8 protein-coding genes are annotated in these 18,263 nt (G+C 51.9%); 5 read left to right on the top strand and 3 right to left on the bottom strand.

Going from position 1 to position 18,263, the window contains the following annotated elements; translation table 11 throughout:
- Window positions 1-8 precede the first annotated feature (8 nt).
- From ACEVG1_RS01100 to ACEVG1_RS01110, 3 genes are all read right to left on the bottom strand, one after another.
- Window positions 9-3,557 (bottom strand): TonB-dependent receptor, encoded by a 3,549-nt coding sequence (locus ACEVG1_RS01100; protein ID WP_374741691.1) that lies wholly within the window; start codon window positions 3,555-3,557, stop codon window positions 9-11.
- Window positions 3,558-3,751: 194 nt separating this feature from the next.
- A complete protein-coding gene (locus ACEVG1_RS01105) occupies window positions 3,752-4,948 on the bottom strand; it encodes a FecR family protein (RefSeq protein WP_374741692.1) in 1,197 nt (398 codons plus the stop codon).
- A 168-nt stretch (window positions 4,949-5,116) separates the two neighbouring features.
- The gene (locus tag ACEVG1_RS01110) at window positions 5,117-5,713 is read right to left on the bottom strand and encodes an RNA polymerase sigma factor (protein ID WP_374741693.1); all 597 of its coding nucleotides are present in this window, start codon (window positions 5,711-5,713) and stop codon (window positions 5,117-5,119) included.
- A gap of 178 nt (window positions 5,714-5,891) precedes the next feature.
- Here ACEVG1_RS01110 and ACEVG1_RS01115 point away from each other — a divergent pair, with 178 nt between their 5' ends.
- The 5 genes from ACEVG1_RS01115 (at window position 5,892) to sprA (ending at window position 18,106) form a co-directional block, all read left to right on the top strand.
- A complete protein-coding gene (locus ACEVG1_RS01115) occupies window positions 5,892-6,611 on the top strand; it encodes a hypothetical protein (protein ID WP_374741694.1) in 720 nt (239 codons plus the stop codon).
- Between the two features lie 26 nt (window positions 6,612-6,637).
- On the top strand, window positions 6,638-8,053 hold the full coding sequence (gene dacB / locus ACEVG1_RS01120) for a D-alanyl-D-alanine carboxypeptidase/D-alanyl-D-alanine-endopeptidase (protein ID WP_374741695.1): 1,416 nt from the start codon (window positions 6,638-6,640) through the stop codon (window positions 8,051-8,053).
- 77 nt (window positions 8,054-8,130) lie between these two features.
- Complete coding sequence (locus ACEVG1_RS01125) at window positions 8,131-10,425, top strand: NADP-dependent malic enzyme (RefSeq protein ID WP_374741696.1); 2,295 nt, start codon at window positions 8,131-8,133, stop codon at window positions 10,423-10,425.
- 6 nt (window positions 10,426-10,431) lie between these two features.
- Window positions 10,432-11,013, top strand: coding sequence for a Holliday junction branch migration protein RuvA (gene ruvA / locus ACEVG1_RS01130; RefSeq protein WP_374741697.1), 582 nt, complete (start codon window positions 10,432-10,434; stop codon window positions 11,011-11,013).
- A 109-nt stretch (window positions 11,014-11,122) separates the two neighbouring features.
- The gene (sprA, locus tag ACEVG1_RS01135; RefSeq protein ID WP_374741698.1) at window positions 11,123-18,106 is read left to right on the top strand and encodes a cell surface protein SprA; all 6,984 of its coding nucleotides are present in this window, start codon (window positions 11,123-11,125) and stop codon (window positions 18,104-18,106) included.
- Window positions 18,107-18,263: the final 157 nt, after the last annotated feature.

Here is an 18,263-nt window from a genome sequence, read left to right on the forward strand (position 1 = left end):
TGCATGGACTAGAACCTTGCGTTTAACCCGAACGTAAATGATCTCGGTAACGGGTAGGTATCGTTAATCGGGTCCAACGTGCTCCAGCGGTGCAGGTAGATATTGTTGTGCCCCCCCACGAATACACGTAAGCTACTGATACGATTGCGGAGCGCATTCAAAGCCGATGCAGGCAACGAATACCCGAGCTGCCACGTATTGAGACGGAAGAAAGACGCATCTTCAACCCAACGGTCAGAAATACGGTTATTCCCCGCTGGATCACTGCCGCTTACCCTAGGGACCGTCGTGTTGGTATTCGTCGGCGTCCAACGATCCAGTGTGGTAGCCAACTGGTTGTGCACACCAGACATACTCTCAAGGCGCCTGCGCGAACTATTAACCCGGTCTACGTCGCCTTCGCCATAAAAATTCATAATCAGGTCCAGTCCCTTCCAGCCAAAATTCAGGTTAAGGCCATAGGTGTATCCGGGTAATACATTACCAATTTCTGTACGGTCGAAATCGTTGACCCGCCCATCGGGCGTAGTGCTATAGAAGGGCTCCTCATCCGTTGGGTTGCCCTGCACGTCCTGGAAATACAGGTCTCCTGGCGCCACGTGGTTAACGTTGGTCACCGAGTTATCGGGGGTATTGGCGAAATGCTCGTCGATTTCCTGCTGGGTCTGGAACATGCCGCCGACCTTATAACCCCATATCGCACCGATAGACCGCCCCTCTTCCACGCGCACCACGTTGTCGCCATGGCGCCGGTGGAGGCCCGAAATCAGCAAGGGTTGGTCGTTGTATAGCTTCGTAACCACATTAGAAAGGAAGCTGATATTTCCGGAAATACCATAACTGAAATCACCGGCCTTATCCCGGTATCCTACCGAAAGATCGACCCCTTTGTTTTCCAGCTCGCCGATGTTGAACAAGGGGTTGTTCGTACCGACGGAAAAAGGAAGGCTTACCGTTTGGAGGATGCCGTTGGTGCGTCGCTTGTACCATTCCGCCGTCACATTCAAGCGGTTATTTAGCATCAAGGCGTCAAAACCAATGTTTATGGTAGACGCTACCTCCCAAGAGAGTGTAGGATTCGGGAAATCGTTCACAACAGCGCCCAGGTTCATGTTGCCGATGGCATCGCCATTGCCAGATCCCCATCGGTACGTTGTCGAACCGGTATTGACCCCCGAAAGGAATGCGTAGCGGCCTACTGCCGCTTCATCGTTACCGGCTTGGCCCCAGCCACCGTGTATTTTTAAATCATCGACGAAGTCCACGTTAAAGAAAGGCTCGCTGCTGACACGCCAAGCACCGGAGGCCGCAAAGAATTTTCCCCAGCGGTAGTCTTTTGCGAAACCGTTACTCGCATCGCGGCGCAATGACAGGTCGAGGTAGTAGCGGGAGTCGTAATGGTAGCTGGCCCGTCCAACCATACCAAACCAGAAACGGTGGTTCCAGCCGTAAAAACCGTTATTGTTGGCTAGGTCACCACCGAATCCAATATAACGCGGATTATCAGGTATGTTTGTGAGGTTTCCGCCGGTAATATCCAGTATTTCACGCCGGTGGCGTTGGTCCTGTACGCCCACCACGAGATTCAAATTGTGCTTACTGGCAAACACGCGGTCATACGTCGCTGTGAAATCCGACTGGTAGTTGAAGGTATTATTAATACGATGCCCCAACCGCCCCTGTGAGTTGGGTGCATTCGGATTAACCTCCCGGGGATCCTGGCCCGCTGGCGAGAAATAATTGGCGATCGGATATTGGTCAACTTGCCAACGGTCCTGCTTGGTATAGTCGAAGTTTAAACTTCCCCGAAGCATCAATCCTTTTAAGGGTTTCAACTCGAGATACAATTGCGCGAAATTACGATCTAGGTCGAAATGGAGCGTATTATACTCTCGTTGTGCCCTGACGTTTGGTATCGACCCTTGTCCGTACTTTTTCAACCCTTGCCATTGGGAGCCGAAGAGGAACGGGTCAATAACCCGTTCAAAACCAGTCGGATCGTTCGGGTCATATATCGGCTGCCACGGCGGCGCGACGGCCAACTGTTCCAAATCGCCACCAAAATTAACCGAGCGCTGGTTGGTGTACTTATAGTTCACACCGATCTTCGCCCAGTCTGTCGCTTTGACGTTCACATTGATTGCACCTGTTAGCCGCTTTAGATTATTCCCGTTAATAGCACCATCCTGGTCAAAATAGCCACCAGAAACATAATAATCCACACGATCCGTGGCACCGGAAACGCGCAGCGAATGGTTTTGGTTGAAGGCATTTTGTTCGACCAATTCATCTTGCCATTTGTACGTGGTTCGGTCACTGATATAGTAAGGGCTTTGCGGATCAAACTGCGGATTGAAACTCGTCAATCTCACTGCATCGTTGGGTTCATCCCGCCCATACAGATTCCGTTCGATAGAAACGTCTGGATTGCGATTGTTTTGATACATCTCCTGTACGAACTGTACATACTGTTCGGTGTTTAACATCGAGAATGTGGGCATACTTTGAATGCCCATGTTCACATCGAGCTCAATGATCGGACGCTCTGACTTGCCGCGTTTGGTCGTAATCAACACCACCCCGTTGGCCGCACGGCTACCATAAATGGCCGCCGCCGATGCATCTTTCAATACCGAAATTGACTCAATATCGTTGGCGTTGATTAGATTGAAGATGTTTGGTGGCGTTCTAAGCGCGCTAGAACCAATAACGTCTTCGTTTCCTTCCCGGGGTGGTTCGAATATTTGGCCGTCTACCACGTAGAGTGGCTGTGAGGATCCATTCCAAGTACCCACGCCCCGGATAAATATCTGTGGGGCATCGTTGGGGTTTCCGCTTACGGGGGCAACCCGGACGCCGGTTGTGTGTCCCTGTAGCGCAAACTGAGGGGATGCTTGCGGTATCCTTCCGATATCGGCCGCAGTTACGGTGGATATGGACCCGGTCAAGTCTCCCCGCCGCCGCTCGCCGAAGCCGACAACGACTACTTCATCTAAATCACTAATGGAGGGCCTCATGACCACATCGACACTCATTTGAGCTGGCCCGACGACTACCTGTTGACTTTCAAATCCCAATAACGAGAACGTTAACGTCAGGCTTTCGGATGGAGCAGCTACCCGGTACGCCCCGCTGGCGTCGGTAGACGTAACAATCGTCGAATTTTGCACGCGTACGGTGACCCCCTCCAAGTGCTCGCCATCGCTGCTGGTTACCCGGCCTGACAGTTCGCGTTGTTGTGTGCCTTTGGCATCGGGAACGGGCAGGACCCGCTTAGAAATGATGACGTAGTTATCCCGGATCACATAATCCAATGATAGCCCGTCCAAACAAAGCTCAAGTACCTCGGTCAAATCCGCATCGATGGCTTTGACGGTTATTGGCGGGGTGTTGAAGAGTGCACCGGCATCATATAGAAAATTATAACCGCTTTGGCGTTTGATTTCCTTGATAACGGTGGTCAGCGGAACGCTACTCCGGTTAATCGTCACTTTTTGGCCGAATGCAAATACGCTAACGTGAATGCATATAATCAGCAGGGATGAGCACAGTCGCATGAGAACAGGTTTGCATAAACTGGTTGGCGCAACACTACGCCGATATGCTGTAATTTTTTTATACATTTGCAAGTAGGTTTAATAATAGTGGTAACTCATATTTATTGAACTGCCGTAACCGTTCTTAACGGTTACGAAGAGGTGGTGAACGCTGCAACGTTGACCGCCTTTTTTATTATTTAGGCGTATTTTGGTTATTTCATGATTACAATCCTACCTCCTTCCATTTTATAGTGTAGTAATCCTGTATCTTTAAGTGCTTCCATTAATTCCTCCACATTGGTTAATCGCGGGATGCTCCCCCCGATTCGCTTACCTGCCATTCCATCCAAGTATTCGATTTCCACATCGTACCAACGACTCACCTTTTTCATCACTTCGCTGATCTCTTCGTTACTAAAGACAAACAGATGATCTTTCCAGGAAATGATCTCTTCCGGATCAACTGAATTTACCGTAAAGCGGGATTGGCCACTTCGCGAACTAACCTGCTGACCCGGCGTCAGGACTACGCTTTGGGGGGCTAGGTCATTCAGTGGATCGGCTACGGGCGTCACTTTCACCCGCCCTTCAACCAATGTCGTTTTGGTATAGTTGTCGTCCTGATAAGCGGATACATTGAAATGCGTCCCCAACACCTCCACGTGATGCATTGGCGTGGTGACGGCGAATGGCCAGTCGGCAGCGTGCTTGACTTCAAAATACGCTTCGCCTAAAAGCTCCACCTCCCTCCGATCCTTTCCAAATCGAATCGGATAGGTCAGTGATGAGGCAGCATTGAGCCATAATTTGCTGCCGTCCGGAAGTTCTATCTGATATTGTCGGCCTTTCGGAATGACAATCGTATTCGTGGGTACCCCCTCTTCGCCATCCGCAAACTCACCTCGATAATGCAGGGAGTTGCCCTGCAAGGTAATATGAATACCGCTTTCTATGGCGAGCAACCCGTCCACCACACTATCCAGTTCAACGGTCCGGCCATCTGCCAAGCGGAGCAACGGCCGTTCTGAAGGAGACGTCGTAACGGTACGCATCAATTCGCCATCGTGTTGCACAGGGTCATTTTGGAAAACACGCCATCCCGCCATCCAAACACTGAACGCGAGCAACAAAACGGCGGCCGATCCATACCACCACCAATTCCTCATAGTGCGTACTTTCTTTCGGTTTGTAAAACTTCGATGGCTTACAATCCGCTGATACAATGCATCCCCGTCCACGTCGGCATCGTTATTGGCTTCCGTTTCTTCGAGCATTTGTATCATCAGCTTTTCCAATTCGGGGTGTATCCGGTCGGAGACTATCTGGTCCAGCAGCTCATCTAATTCGTCCGCACTCGTTGCATTCGCCACATACTTGGTCAGGAGTGCTCGCAGCCTATCTTTTTCCATTTTATGAATATTTTTCGATGCGATTTACCATCTTTCTTTATTCTATAGACAAACACGCGTTATTCAAGACTACCTTGGTACGGATAGACCTTTATTCCGCCATTCCAAATAGTAGTACGGATAACGTCGGTAAGCGGGTAGGATTTGGAAAGAAAAAAAATCAAATGCTTATGGCAGCTGATTAAACAACGAATAAACAACGAATAAATAATGGATATCGTGCTTTCTTAAATGGGCTTTCAAAATTTTCAATGCATTGACCAGATGGTATTTCACGGTATGTTTGGAAAGCCCCAACCGTTCTGCAATTTCCTCGTATGAAAGTTCTTCGTTTCGACTAAGTCGGAATACCTGCCGCTGCTGCTCATTGAGTAAATCGAGTGCTTCTTGCGTTATCCGCTCCAAATCGCCTAATAACACCTTTTCTTCCGTTTCATTGCTGATTGGCTCCATGGCCTTGAGGGCGTATTCCCGGTATTCCTTTGAAGATGCTGCCTTTCGCCACGCATCGACTAACGTTCGTCTAGCAATCGTAAACAGCAGCGGAGCTATCGGCTTTGTCGGGTCAAGGCGGTCCCGGTGAAGCCAAAAATTGAGAAAAGTATGCTGAACGATTTCCTCAGCCTGCGCTTTGTCTTTAATAAAGTTGAAAGCGAATTGAAAAATCTTACGGTGAAATCGATCGAATACCTCACGGAAAGCACGCTCATCACCGTCTATTAAACGGCGGCAAAGCGCAGGTTCCGGGAGGTGCTTTTTCATCATTTCTTTAGAAAAGCCTGGTTAGCTGTAGCGGTGTATTCCACACCGGTATTACCGGACAATGATACGAATTTAGCGATAAAAAGTGAAATGCAAACCGATGAATGACGGTGTTGATTGGCAAACACCTTGCATTTCCGCCATTTTTTGGTTATCTTGGCCTGTCACCAATAGCTCCGCCATGCTTCGATTTGCATTTATTGGATGGCTGCTTTTGCTGAGCAAGCATTTGGCAGCCCAGGAATTACTCCAGTATAAACAAAACAAGGTGATTCCTGCTGCCATTGAGGAATCCATACGCCAAGCATTATCCCATTATCCCGAGTTGGAAGAAACGACTATCCACTTCGTTTTTACGGACAAACTGGAAAAGTCCATCATGGCTGCGAGGCCCACCTTTTGGTCGTTGTTTAAAAAGAAACAGAATCGGACTTATAAGGTGCTGATCAACCCTGCCTTCAAATTGGGTTATGGCATCGAATCGATTAACCGGATCCCGGACAGTGTGATGGTGGGCTGGTTGGGGCACGAGCTGGGCCATATAATGGATTATGAACACAAAAGCGCATGGGGAATGATGGGCATGGGCATTGCCTATTCGCTATCCCGGAATTATGTCCGCAAAGCCGAACGCATTGCGGATGCGTATGCTGTAAACCGCGAGATGGGCGCCTATCTAGTGGCAAAGAAATGGTTTATCCTGCTCCATACCGAATTGCCTGAGGCGTACCGTAATAAAATCGAAGCGCTTTACCTCTCGCCCGAAGACATCGGTAAATTGGTAGCGGATTTAGAATCAGATGATAACCCGGAGTACGAGGAATTACGGCTCGATGATGAAAAAGCTGTCAGCGAGGGCGAGGTTGAATCACATGGGGAAAGTGTACCGGGTAATAGCTAACTTAGCCCCCATACAAACAGTTACGCATGCAACGATTATCATTTACGGTATTGTTTTTATGGTTCGTGCTCCCGGTAAGCGCCCAATCATTGGCGCAACGAATAGCCACGGCCTTCCGGGCATTCGAAACCCATGAAAGCCTGGCCAACGGCGTGGCATCGCTCACCGTTGTCAATGCGGCAACCGGCGAGGTACTATTTGCCAAAAACGAAAAGTTGGGCATGGCGCCGGCTTCTACCTTAAAAACGGTAACCTCAGCGACCGCTTATTATCTATTGGGCGCCGGCCACACCTTCGAGACCAAGCTCTACTACACCGGCCAGATAGACGCCGCGGGTACGTTAAAAGGCGACCTCGTGATCCAAGGGTCGGGCGACCCGTCCCTCGGCAGCGACCGTTTTCCGCAAACGGCCGACACCGTATTGTTGACTGCCTGGCTGCAGGCCGTAAGGACCGCGGGTATCCGTAAAATCGAAGGGCGTATCGTCGCTGACGACCGGCTATACAACGGGCAAACGGCACCCCGGGGGTGGACATGGCAAGATATGGGCAACTATTATGGTGCCGGCGTATCGGCATTGAACTGGCGCGAAAACGCAGTGGGCGTCAATTTCATAGCGGGCGCATCGCCAGAAACTGCTACGCGCATAGCCAACACCACCGCCGACGTGGGCTATCTACAGTTGATAAACGAAACAACAACCGGTAACCGCGGTACGGGCGATCGCGTGTATGCCTTTTCTGCCCCTTATTCCAGCCGCATATACCTGAGGGGCACCTACGGCATCGACCTAAAAAAGACGATTTACCTCTCGCTCCCCGATGGCGCGTACGATGCCGCCTACCAACTGCAAAGAGCGCTGCAACGGCACGGCGTAGATGTAATCGGCACGCCGACCACCACCCACCTGCTGTTGTTGGCTGGAAGTAGCTTACCCAGCGGCGGCCGTATAATCCATACCTACCGTTCGCCAACGCTCGGTGAGTTGATTTACTGGTTCAACCAAAAAAGCATCAACCTATATGGCGAAGCATTCTTACTGGCCATGGCACAGCACCAAACCGGAAAAACAAACACGCGCGATGGCGCGGAGATGCTCCAGGAATATTGGTCAACAAAATTGGCACTACCATCGGGCGAACTGAAAATCATGGATGGAAGCGGTCTTTCGCCGGAAAACCGGATCACGACTCATGCACTTGCGCGTGTCTTAACATCGGTGAAAGGCGAACCCTGGTTTGCCAGTTTTTTTGAAAGCCTGCCCACCTACAACGGCATGAAGATGAAAAGTGGAACGATTGGCGGGGTGCTGGGTTATGTAGGGTACCAAACCAGCAAAGACGGAACGCCGCTGGTGTTTGCCCTGCTTGTAAACAACTACAACGGAACAGCCACGCCGATGCGGAAGCGGATGTTTCAACTGTTGGACATGCTTAAGTGAGCAGGGATAAAGATAAACTATTACCTTTGCGCCGGATTGCTCGCGGCGAAGCCAAGTAAGCAAAAAACCAATAAAGCATGAATAAAACGAATCGGAAGCAGGATGCCCTGGACTACCACGCCAACGGGAGGCCCGGGAAAATAGCCGTTGTACCAACGAAACCTACGCAATCACAGCGGGACCTTTCATTGGCCTATTCGCCGGGTGTTGCCGAGCCTTGCCTCCGGATTGCCGAAAACAAGGAAGATGCGTACAAATACACCGCCAAGGGCAACCTGGTGGCCGTAGTCAGCAACGGTACCGCTGTGCTCGGGCTGGGAGACATCGGCCCGGAGGCGGGCAAGCCCGTGATGGAAGGCAAAGGCCTGCTCTTTAAAATTTTTGCCGATATCGATGTGTTTGACATCGAGCTGGACACGAAAGATGTCGACGAATTTGTCCGTATTGTGAAGTGCCTGGAGCCAACCTTCGGCGGTATCAACCTAGAAGATATCAAGGCTCCTGAGTGTTTCGAGATTGAACGCAGGTTAAAGGAGGAGCTGAATATCCCCGTGATGCACGACGACCAGCATGGTACGGCCATCATCTCAGGGGCGGCACTGATCAATGCCTGCGCACTGCAGAAAAAGAAATTGGACAAGGTAAAGATTGTCGTAAACGGCGCCGGTGCGGCAGCCATCTCCTGCACGCGGATGTACATGGCATTGGGTGCCCGGAAGGAAAACATCGTCATGCTCGACAGCAAAGGATGTATCCGCGCCGATCGGTCCGACCTCGATGCAACCAAGGCCGAGTTTGCCACCCATAAAAAAATAGTATCGCTGGATGATGCACTACAGGGCGCCGACGTATTTATCGGCCTGTCCAAAGGCGATGTGGTTACCGCCGAAATGCTCAGGACCATGGCAAAAAATCCGATCGTATTCGCCATGGCCAACCCCGACCCGGAAATCGCCTACCCACTGGCTGTAAACACACGTAAAGACGTGATCATGGCCACCGGCCGGTCCGACTTCCCCAACCAAGTGAATAATGTGCTGGGATTCCCCTACATCTTCCGCGGCGCATTGGATGTGCGCGCCACAGCCATCAATGAGGAAATGAAAATCGCTGCGGTGATGGCCATTGCCGAACTGGCGAAGCAGCCGGTGCCTGAAGCGGTAAACCAGGCTTATGATGCGCAGAATCTAAAATTCGGGCCCGAATATATTATCCCCAAACCTACCGATCCACGGCTCATCACGGTGGTAGCACCGGCCGTGGCACAGGCAGCCATCGATTCGGGAGTAGCCCGCAAAACGATTGCCGATTGGGACAAATACCGCGAAGAACTACGGCAGCGCTTAGGACAGGATGACCGCATCATGCGCAACCTGAGCGATGCCGCCAAGCTCAACCCAAAACGTGTTGTCTTCACGGAAGCAGACAACTACAAGACACTCCGGGCGGCACAAATCGTGAAAGAAGACGGCGTGGCCATCCCCATACTCTTGGGCAACAAAAAGAAAATACAACAGCTCATCGACGACAACCTGTTGGAATTGGCCGGGGTGCCGATTATCGACCCAGTGGAAGAGAAAGGGGGCGCGCGTTTCCAGAAATACGTTGATTTCCTGTATGCCAAACGGCAACGTCGCGGCGTTTCTTACTTAGATGCCCAGAAACTCATGCTCGACCGGAACTACTTCGGTTCGAGCATGGTCCAGTTCGGCGAAGCCGACACGCTCATTTCGGGCCTCACCAAGAACTACGCAACGGCCATCCGCCCGGCACTGCACGTAATCGGCACCCAGCCGGGAAGCAAACTGGCCGGGATGTACATGATGCTAACACCCAAAGGACCGGTGTTTTTTGGCGATACGACCGTGAATGCCAACCCTACGGCCGAAGAGTTGGTTGATATTACCGTGCTGCTGCACCATGCGGTGAAGAAAATGAACATCACCCCGCGCATCGCGCTGCTTTCTTATTCCAACTTCGGTTCAAACAGCGGCGACGTGCCCGATAAGGTGCGCAAAGCGGCCCAGATACTCCACGAATTACACCCGGAAATACATGTGGATGGCGAGATGCAAGCTAATTTCGCGATGAACAGCGAATTGCTGGCGTCCAACTTCCCGTTCAGCACACTGAATGGAACCCCCGCCAACACGTTGGTATTCCCGAACCTCGAATCGGGCAATATTGCCTATAAATTGCTGCAGGAAATCGGTGGCGCGGAAGCAGTGGGTCCTATTCTACTCGGCATGAACAAACCGATGCACATTCTGCAACTAGACAGCTCGGTACGCGAGATCGTCAATATGGTTACCATCGCCGTGGTCGATGTACAATCGAGGGAACCGCAAGTGAGTAAACAGAAAAAAAGATAAGGCGATATGTATGAATACCTGAATGGTAAACTGGCGTACAAGGCGCCGACACACGTGGTGCTCGATGTTGGCGGAGTAGGCTACCATATCCACATTTCGCTCCATACCTATTCGCAGATAAAGGATAGTGAGCAGTGCAAATTATTCATCAGCTTCCAGGTGCGGGAAGACGCGCATACCCTTTTCGGGTTTGCGGAAGAAGGCGAGCGCCGGTTATTCGATCACCTGATATCGGTGTCGGGCATCGGCCCCAATACGGGCCGGATGATCCTCTCGTCGATCACGCCCGATGAAATACAATCAGCCATCATCCAGGGCAATGTGCCGCTTATCCAACGCATCAAGGGCATTGGGCCAAAAACGGCCCAACGGATGGTACTCGAATTGCAAGATAAGCTCAAGAAACAGGGGCCGGATGCATTGACCGTGGTACGCCACCAGCAAAGTGTGCCCGAGGAGGCCCTCAGTGCCCTGATTATGCTGGGGTTTGTACGTACGCAGGCAGAAAAGGTATTGGCAAGCATATCGCAGGGCAATCCGGGGTTGACCGTGGAGGCCCTGATTAAGGAAGCCTTGAAAAAACTTTGAGGTTTTTTACATAAATTGGCCGCGTAAAAAATTCTATCTCGGGTATTAAAAGAACATCTACTTGGAACGAGCCGTACGATTTCGCGTTTTGTTGTTGCTTTTGCCTTTGATGGTCGCCATAGGTGACCTCGCAATGGGGCAAACACCCGATTCGCTCCGCCGGGATAGCGTAAAACTGAGGTACCCGTTAACCGATCTGCCTTTCCTCAACCTATACCAGAAAAAACAAGCATTTGACCTCGGGGTTCCGTCAAACATCGAGCGTGAGGTCGTGTTTGACCCCGTAACGCGCCAGTATATCATCCGCGAGAAACTGGGGAACCGGCTGTACCGCCCCCCGCAATACCTCACCATCGACGAATACCGGGAATACGAAGGAAATCTGCTGAAACGGAACTATTGGCGCAAGCTTTCGGACCAGCAACTGACCGATTACCGGCAGGATCGGCTAATTCCGACCATTTATGTGCAAAGCGAGGCTTTCGAAAAGATTTTCGGCGGCAATACCATCGATATCATCCCACGGGGAAGCGCCGATATCAGCATCATGGCCCAGCGCAACAAGAATGCCAACCCGATGTTCAACGAGCGGCAGCGCCGGCAGTGGGGGTTTGATTTCGACCAGCGCATCCAGATGAACCTGACGGGGCAAATCGGGGACCGGTTGAAGCTAACCACCAATTACAATACCGAAGCGCAGTTTGACTTTGAAAACCAAATCCGCCTGGATTATACCGGCAAGGACGACGACATTATCAAACGGATCGAGCTGGGCAATGTGAGCATGCCCCTCAACACCACGCTCATCAACGGCACGCAGGCACTCTTCGGCCTCAAGACACAATTGCAGTTCGGCCGACTGAATGTAACGGGCATTTTTTCCCAACAACGGTCGCAACAACGGGAGATTACCATCAAGAACGGTGCTCAGGAAAGCGAGTTCGCGCTGAAGGCTGATGAATACGAAGATAACCAGCACTATTTTCTGGCCCAATACTTCAGAGACAACTTCAACAGGGCGATGGCCCTGGCCCCCATTTTAACCACCGATGTCAACATTACCCAGATTGAGGTATGGATAAGCAACCGAAGCAACGCTGTAGACGACTCCAGGGATGTGTTGGCCCTGATGGACCTTGGCGAGTACCAGCCTTACAACACCGCACTTATCGGCCCGGGGAATACGCGCTACCCCTCAACGGGGATACCCGGTGAGCCTGTACAGCTGTATTCCAATACCCTTCTCCAAGTGCTGCCAAGCGATGCACGGCTTACCCAATCCAATGGGGCGCAGCAGTTTTTCCAAGGCAACGGTGCCAACGACAACTACGCCAAACTCACCTACGCCCGGAAACTCCGCGAAGGCACCGAATATACCGTAGACAGACGGCTGGGCTTCATCTCGCTCAATATGCCGCTCAATAACGACCAAGTCTTGGCCGTTGCCTATCGCTATACGGCGGGTGGACGTGAATACCAGGTGGGAGAGTTCTCTACGGATGTGCCTGTAACACCTTCGCAACCCCAAATGCTGGTAGCCAAGTTGCTGAAAAACGAAATACTCAAGACCAACCTACCGATATGGGACCTGATGATGAAAAACATCTACTCTATCGGTGCTTATGGGGTGGGTCAAAACAATTTCAGGTTCAATATTTTCCGTATCGAAGACGAAAGCGGCGTGGAGCGACCGGCGATGTACGAAGGGCAAAACACGCAAAACAAATTGTGGATACAACTTACGGGGCTCGACAGGCTAAACCCACAGAATGCCCAGCAGCCCGATGGCTTCTTCGACTTTCTCCCCGGCATCACCATTGATGCGGAACGTGGCCGTATCATGTTCCCTTTGGTGGAGCCCTTTGGCAATGACCTCGCCCGCCAATTCATGCCCGGTGCTGAGCAGGCGCTCATAGATAAGTATACGTACCAAGCGCTGTACGACTCTACCAAAGTGATTGCACAGCAGTATTTCCCCAACCAAAACAGGTACCTCATCAAAGGATCGTACGAATCGGAGGTGGGCACCGAATTTCAGCTGGGTGCCATCAATGTACCCCGTGGTTCGGTGCAGGTCTTTGCCGGCCCCGCACCTTTACAGGAAGGTGTAGACTTCATGGTCGATTATGATATCGGGCGTGTGCGGATACTCAACCAAGCGCTGCTGCAATCGGGACAACCCATCCGTATCAAGATGGAAAACAACCAACTTTTCGGCCTGCAACAGCGCACCATGCTCGGTGGCCGGCTCGACTACGCAGTTAACGACAAATTGCAGTTGGGCGGCACGATCATGAGCCTCACCGAACGCCCCCTCACACAAAAGGTGAACATCGGGGAAGAGCCCATCTCCAATACCATGTGGGGATTGGATATGTCTTATAACTCGCCATCGAGGTGGCTCACGCGGATGGTGGATAAAATCCCATTCCTTGACACCAAAGAACCGTCATCGATCTCTTTCTACGGCGAATTTGCGCAATTGCTTCCGGGGCATCCCCGGGCGTTGAATTTCGCGGGTACGCGCAGCGGCATCACCTACATCGACGACTTTGAAAACAGTCGTTCTTTTATCGATATCAAAGGGGCCTTCACCTGGCAGCTATCGGGCACCCCGCAACTCTTTCCCGAAGCACAGCTGATGGATGACCTCCAGTATGGATTCAACCGGGCACGCTTCGCCTTTTACAACATAGACCCTATATTCTACCGTGATATCAACCTCACACCCAAAAACATCGGCAGCACGGAACTGTCCAACCACCGGGTACGCGAAGTGCTGGAACAGGAAGTATTCCCCTTCCGTGAATCGACAACGGGACTTCCGATTTTTCTGTCGACGCTCGACCTGGCATTCTACCCCACCCTCCGGGGGCCTTACAATTTCACGAGGACGGGGGTGAATCCCGACGGTACGCTGGCCAATCCGCGCAGCCGCTGGGGTGGCATGTTCCGCAAAATCGATGCGCCCGATTTCGAGGCACAGAATATCGAGTTTGTCGAAATATGGATGATGGATCCATTCCTGACCAATCCCAGCTCACAGGGCGGCGATCTGTATGTAAACCTTGGGAACATCTCGGAAGATATCCTGAAAGACGGCCGGAAAGCGATGGAAAATGGCATGTCACCATCGGGCGACCTCTCGCAGATCGATGAGACCAACTGGGGGCGTGTCCCCCGCAACCAACCCGTTATACAAGCATTTGATAACGACCCGGCAGCGCGGGCACGCCAAGATATCGGTCTGGACGGCTTAAGCGATACCGACGAGCGCGGATTCCACGGTGATTTCCTGAGCCAAATGCAGGGCTTGCTGACGTCGGCCGCAGCACAGGAATTGGCAAACGACCCGTCGGGCGATAATTTCCAGTACTTCCGCGGACCGGAACTCGACAACCAGAACGCAGGTATCCTTAAACGATATGAACGGTTTAACGGACCCGAGGGCAACTCCAAAACTCCCGAACAGTCGGTAGGCGTGGAAACCTCGGCTTCTACCCTCCTCCCCGATGGTGAGGACATCAACCGCGACAACAACATGAATGAGGCGGAAGAGTACTACCAGTACCGCATATCGCTCCGCCCACAGGATATGCAGGTGGGGGACAATTTTATTTCAGACATGCACACGGCCGAGGTGGAGCTCCGCAACGGCCGCAAGGAGCAGGTAAAGTGGTACCAATTCCGCATCCCCCTCACGGAGTTTGAAGACCGTGTGGGTGATATCCGCGACTTCAAATCCATCCGGTTCGTCCGCATGTTCATGACAGACTTTGCCGACACCGCCGTAGTTCGCCTTGCTCAATTACAGCTCGTGCGGGGTGAGTGGCGCCGATACAATGCAGAAAACAACCATGCAAAAGTCATTGCCGAACCGAGTATGGGTGCGGTGCCGCTCGATAATTCAACCGTCGAGGTAGCTGCCGTAAACATCGAGCAGAATGGCAACCGGCAACCCATTCCTTACGTAGTGCCGCCGGGCATTGAGCGCCAACTCGACTGGGGCAATCTCAACAACAACGTACAGCTCAACGAGCAATCACTCTCGCTCGATGTGAAGAATCTCCGCGACGGCTATGGGCGTGCAGCCTACCGTACTGCCACCAATGATTTCCGGGCGTATGGCCGCCTTGAAATGTTCATACACGCGGAAGGACAGTACCTGCAGGACGGTGACTTCCGGGCATTTGTACGGGTAGGCACGGACGACCAGTACAACTACTACCAGTATGACATGCCCTTGAAAATAACCCAACCGGGTACGCGCGATGCGGAACTGATATGGCCGCAGGAAAATCGCATGAACATACGGATAGCCATTTTCCAGGAAGCCAAAGAGGCGCGCAACAAGGCGATGCTCAATGGGCAGCCATGGCCTTACAACCTGCCATTTACCTTCTTCGATGGTGAAAACCGCGTAACCATCTTGGGACAGCCCGACATCAGCAAAGTACGCTTTTACATGCTGGGTGTGATGAATCCGTTGCGCGGCAGCGACGTGAGCACGCCTGCCGACGATGGGCTGGATAAATCGGGACTCTTTTGGTTCAATGAACTGCGGCTCACCGATTTCGACGACAAAGGTGGATGGGCGGTTACCGCGCGGATGAACGCCCAGCTGGCTGACTTTGCCAACATCACCGTATCGGGAAGCAAAAGCACGGTCGGCTTCGGTTCGATCGAACAGCGCATCGGCGAGCGGAGCCGTAGCGATGATTTGTACTTTGACCTGGTGACCAATGCCGAGCTGGGCAAATTTTTCCCGGCCGATTTCGGGCTGCGGATACCCCTTTTCTTTAGCTATACCCGCCAGGTGGGCACCCCCGAATACAACCCGCTGATGCCCGACATTGAGCTCAACAGCGCCTTGGCCAATCTTTCGCGTAATCGGCGCGACTCGCTCCTGCGCGCAACCCAAGACTTTACCACGCGCAGGAGTTTCAACCTTACCAATGTGCGGAAGATCCGGACCAATATCGAAAAACCGGTGCGGCCTTGGGATATTGAGAACTTCAGTGCCACATACGCTTATTCGCAGCACTACCACCGCGATTACCTGACCGAAGTTGCTTTGCAGAAAAATTACCGGGCCGCACTGGACTACACCTTCACCAGCAACGACGACCTGACATTCGAGCCGTTCAAAAAGTGGATTAAAAACAAGCACTTGGGCATCCTAAGCGACTTCAACTTCAATCTGATGCCATCGCTGCTCAACTTCCGTATCGATGTGAACCGCGTGTACAATGAAAATACGCTACGTATTAATAACTCGGCCGACAATTTCTTGCCCGCGATGGGTACGCTGTACAACAAGAATTTCACGATGAACCGTATCTATGGCATCAGCTGGAACCTATCCAAATCGCTGAAACTCGATTTCAATGCCACCAACTACGCCATTGTGGATGAGCCGGACGGCCGATTGAATGGACTTCAGCGCGATACCTTGTGGGAAAATTTCTGGCGCCTGGGGCGTACCACCGATTACAACCACATGATGAACATTACCTATACGCTGCCCGTCCACAAGTTACCGGGGTTGGATTGGATAAATGTAGATGCGCGCTATGGTACGCAATTCAACTGGCAAACCGAGCCCCTGTTATCTATCCTCAGCCAAGACATCAACATGGGCAACAGTATCCAGAACTCGCGTACCGTCCAAGTGAACCCCACATTCAATATGGCCGGTCTGTATAACAAATTTGGATTTATCCGCAACCATACCGGACTCGATGCCCGTGGTCCGGCCGCCTTTTTTACCGGTCTGCTGACGAGCATCAAAAATGTCAATGCCGCCTATACACGCGTGCAGAACACCTTCCTTCCGGGGTACACCCCACAAACCAATCTGTTGGGATACGATTTTGACCTTAACGCACCCGGTTGGGGCTTCCTCTTCGGTAGCCAACGCGACATCCGCCAACGGGCCGCAGAGAATGGGTGGATCACCACCGATACCTTGCAGACCCAGCTATATATGACGTCGCTCACGGAAGACCTGTCAATACGTGCGATCGTGGAGCCGATTCGTGACCTGAACATTGAACTGACAGCAGTGAAACTGGACAACCAGAATTACACTACGTCTTTCCAGTATTCGGCAGCGGCCAATGACTTCCGGAGCTTAACTCCGGTGACCACTGGAAACTACAGTATCTCATACTTAACGCTCGGGACGGCGTTTAAGGATCACGAAGCATTGTTCCGTGAATTTGAGCGCAACCGACAGACCATTTCCAGTCGGCTTGGTCAACGCAATCCGAACTCTCTTGGACAATCGGGTGGCTATGCGGATGGCTACGACCGTACCGCCCAAGATGTGGTGGTCAACTCCTTTTTGGCAGCCTACCGCGGCAAGGATGCCGAGCGCGTCAAGCTTGGTGGCTTCCCCGCTATCCCTATACCCAACTGGAACATCACCTACAACGGGTTGAACAATATCCCCCTGTTTAGCGAGTTTCTCACGTCACTTACGCTTCGGCATGGCTACAACTCCCGCTACTCAATCAACGGGTACAATTCATTGATCCGATATAACGAAGTCGGTGGCTTCCCTTCCGAGCGGGACGTTAACCAGAATTTCCTGCCGGAATTCCAATTCCAACAGGTGTCTATTTTTGAGCAATTCACGCCGTTGATTGGTTTTGATGCCCGGTTTAAGAATAACCTCACCGCAAACGCCGAATACCGCCGGGCGCGGACATTGAACCTCAGCTTGCAAAACAGCCAGTTAGCCATGCTTAGCGATCAATCGCTGGTAATCGGTGCGGGCTACCGGGCGACGGGGTTCCAAATGCCGTTCGGATGGTTCAGCGGCTTCCGGATGAACAACGACCTCAATTTCCGGTTGGATATATCGCTCAACGACCTGAAAACGCTCGTGTACCGATCGGACATCAACGAATCGGAAGTATCGGCGGGAAACAAAAGCATCTCCTATCGGCCATCCGTAGATTATGTCATCAACCAACGGTTCAACATCCGGCTCTTCTTCGATAGCAACTCGGTGCGGCCATACACGTCGCAAACATTTGCGACTTCGTACGCTAACTTTGGATTCAATTTGCGGTTGATGCTGCAGTAAAAGATAAGAGGAGCTTATTTTTATTTGATCGCAAAAAATAAGGATTGTAGTGCCAGTTGTCGCTGGCCGCGACTTGGCCTTGTTCTTTGGCTTGCCCCAAAGAACCAAAGCACAAGGCTGTGTCGTATTTGTTGTTCCGGCTGCGCGTCGGTGCAAC

It is taken from the genome of Parapedobacter sp. 2B3 (assembly GCF_041925275.1).
Taxonomy (GTDB): domain Bacteria; phylum Bacteroidota; class Bacteroidia; order Sphingobacteriales; family Sphingobacteriaceae; genus Parapedobacter; species Parapedobacter pyrenivorans_A.

Bases quoted from the DNA above. Each gene is read 5' to 3' on its own strand.
- ruvA (WP_374741697.1), top strand. From the start codon at position 10,432: ATGTATGAATACCTGAATGGTAAACTGGCGTACAAGGCGCCGACACAC.
- ACEVG1_RS01125 (WP_374741696.1), top strand. From the start codon at position 8,131: ATGAATAAAACGAATCGGAAGCAGGATGCCCTGGACTACCACGCCAAC.
- ACEVG1_RS01100 (WP_374741691.1), bottom strand. From the start codon at position 3,557: ATGCGACTGTGCTCATCCCTGCTGATTATATGCATTCACGTTAGCGTA.
- ACEVG1_RS01105 (WP_374741692.1), bottom strand. From the start codon at position 4,948: ATGGAAAAAGATAGGCTGCGAGCACTCCTGACCAAGTATGTGGCGAAT.
- sprA (WP_374741698.1), top strand. From the start codon at position 11,123: ATGGTCGCCATAGGTGACCTCGCAATGGGGCAAACACCCGATTCGCTC.
- ACEVG1_RS01110 (WP_374741693.1), bottom strand. From the start codon at position 5,713: ATGATGAAAAAGCACCTCCCGGAACCTGCGCTTTGCCGCCGTTTAATA.
- ACEVG1_RS01115 (WP_374741694.1), top strand. From the start codon at position 5,892: ATGCTTCGATTTGCATTTATTGGATGGCTGCTTTTGCTGAGCAAGCAT.
- dacB (WP_374741695.1), top strand. From the start codon at position 6,638: ATGCAACGATTATCATTTACGGTATTGTTTTTATGGTTCGTGCTCCCG.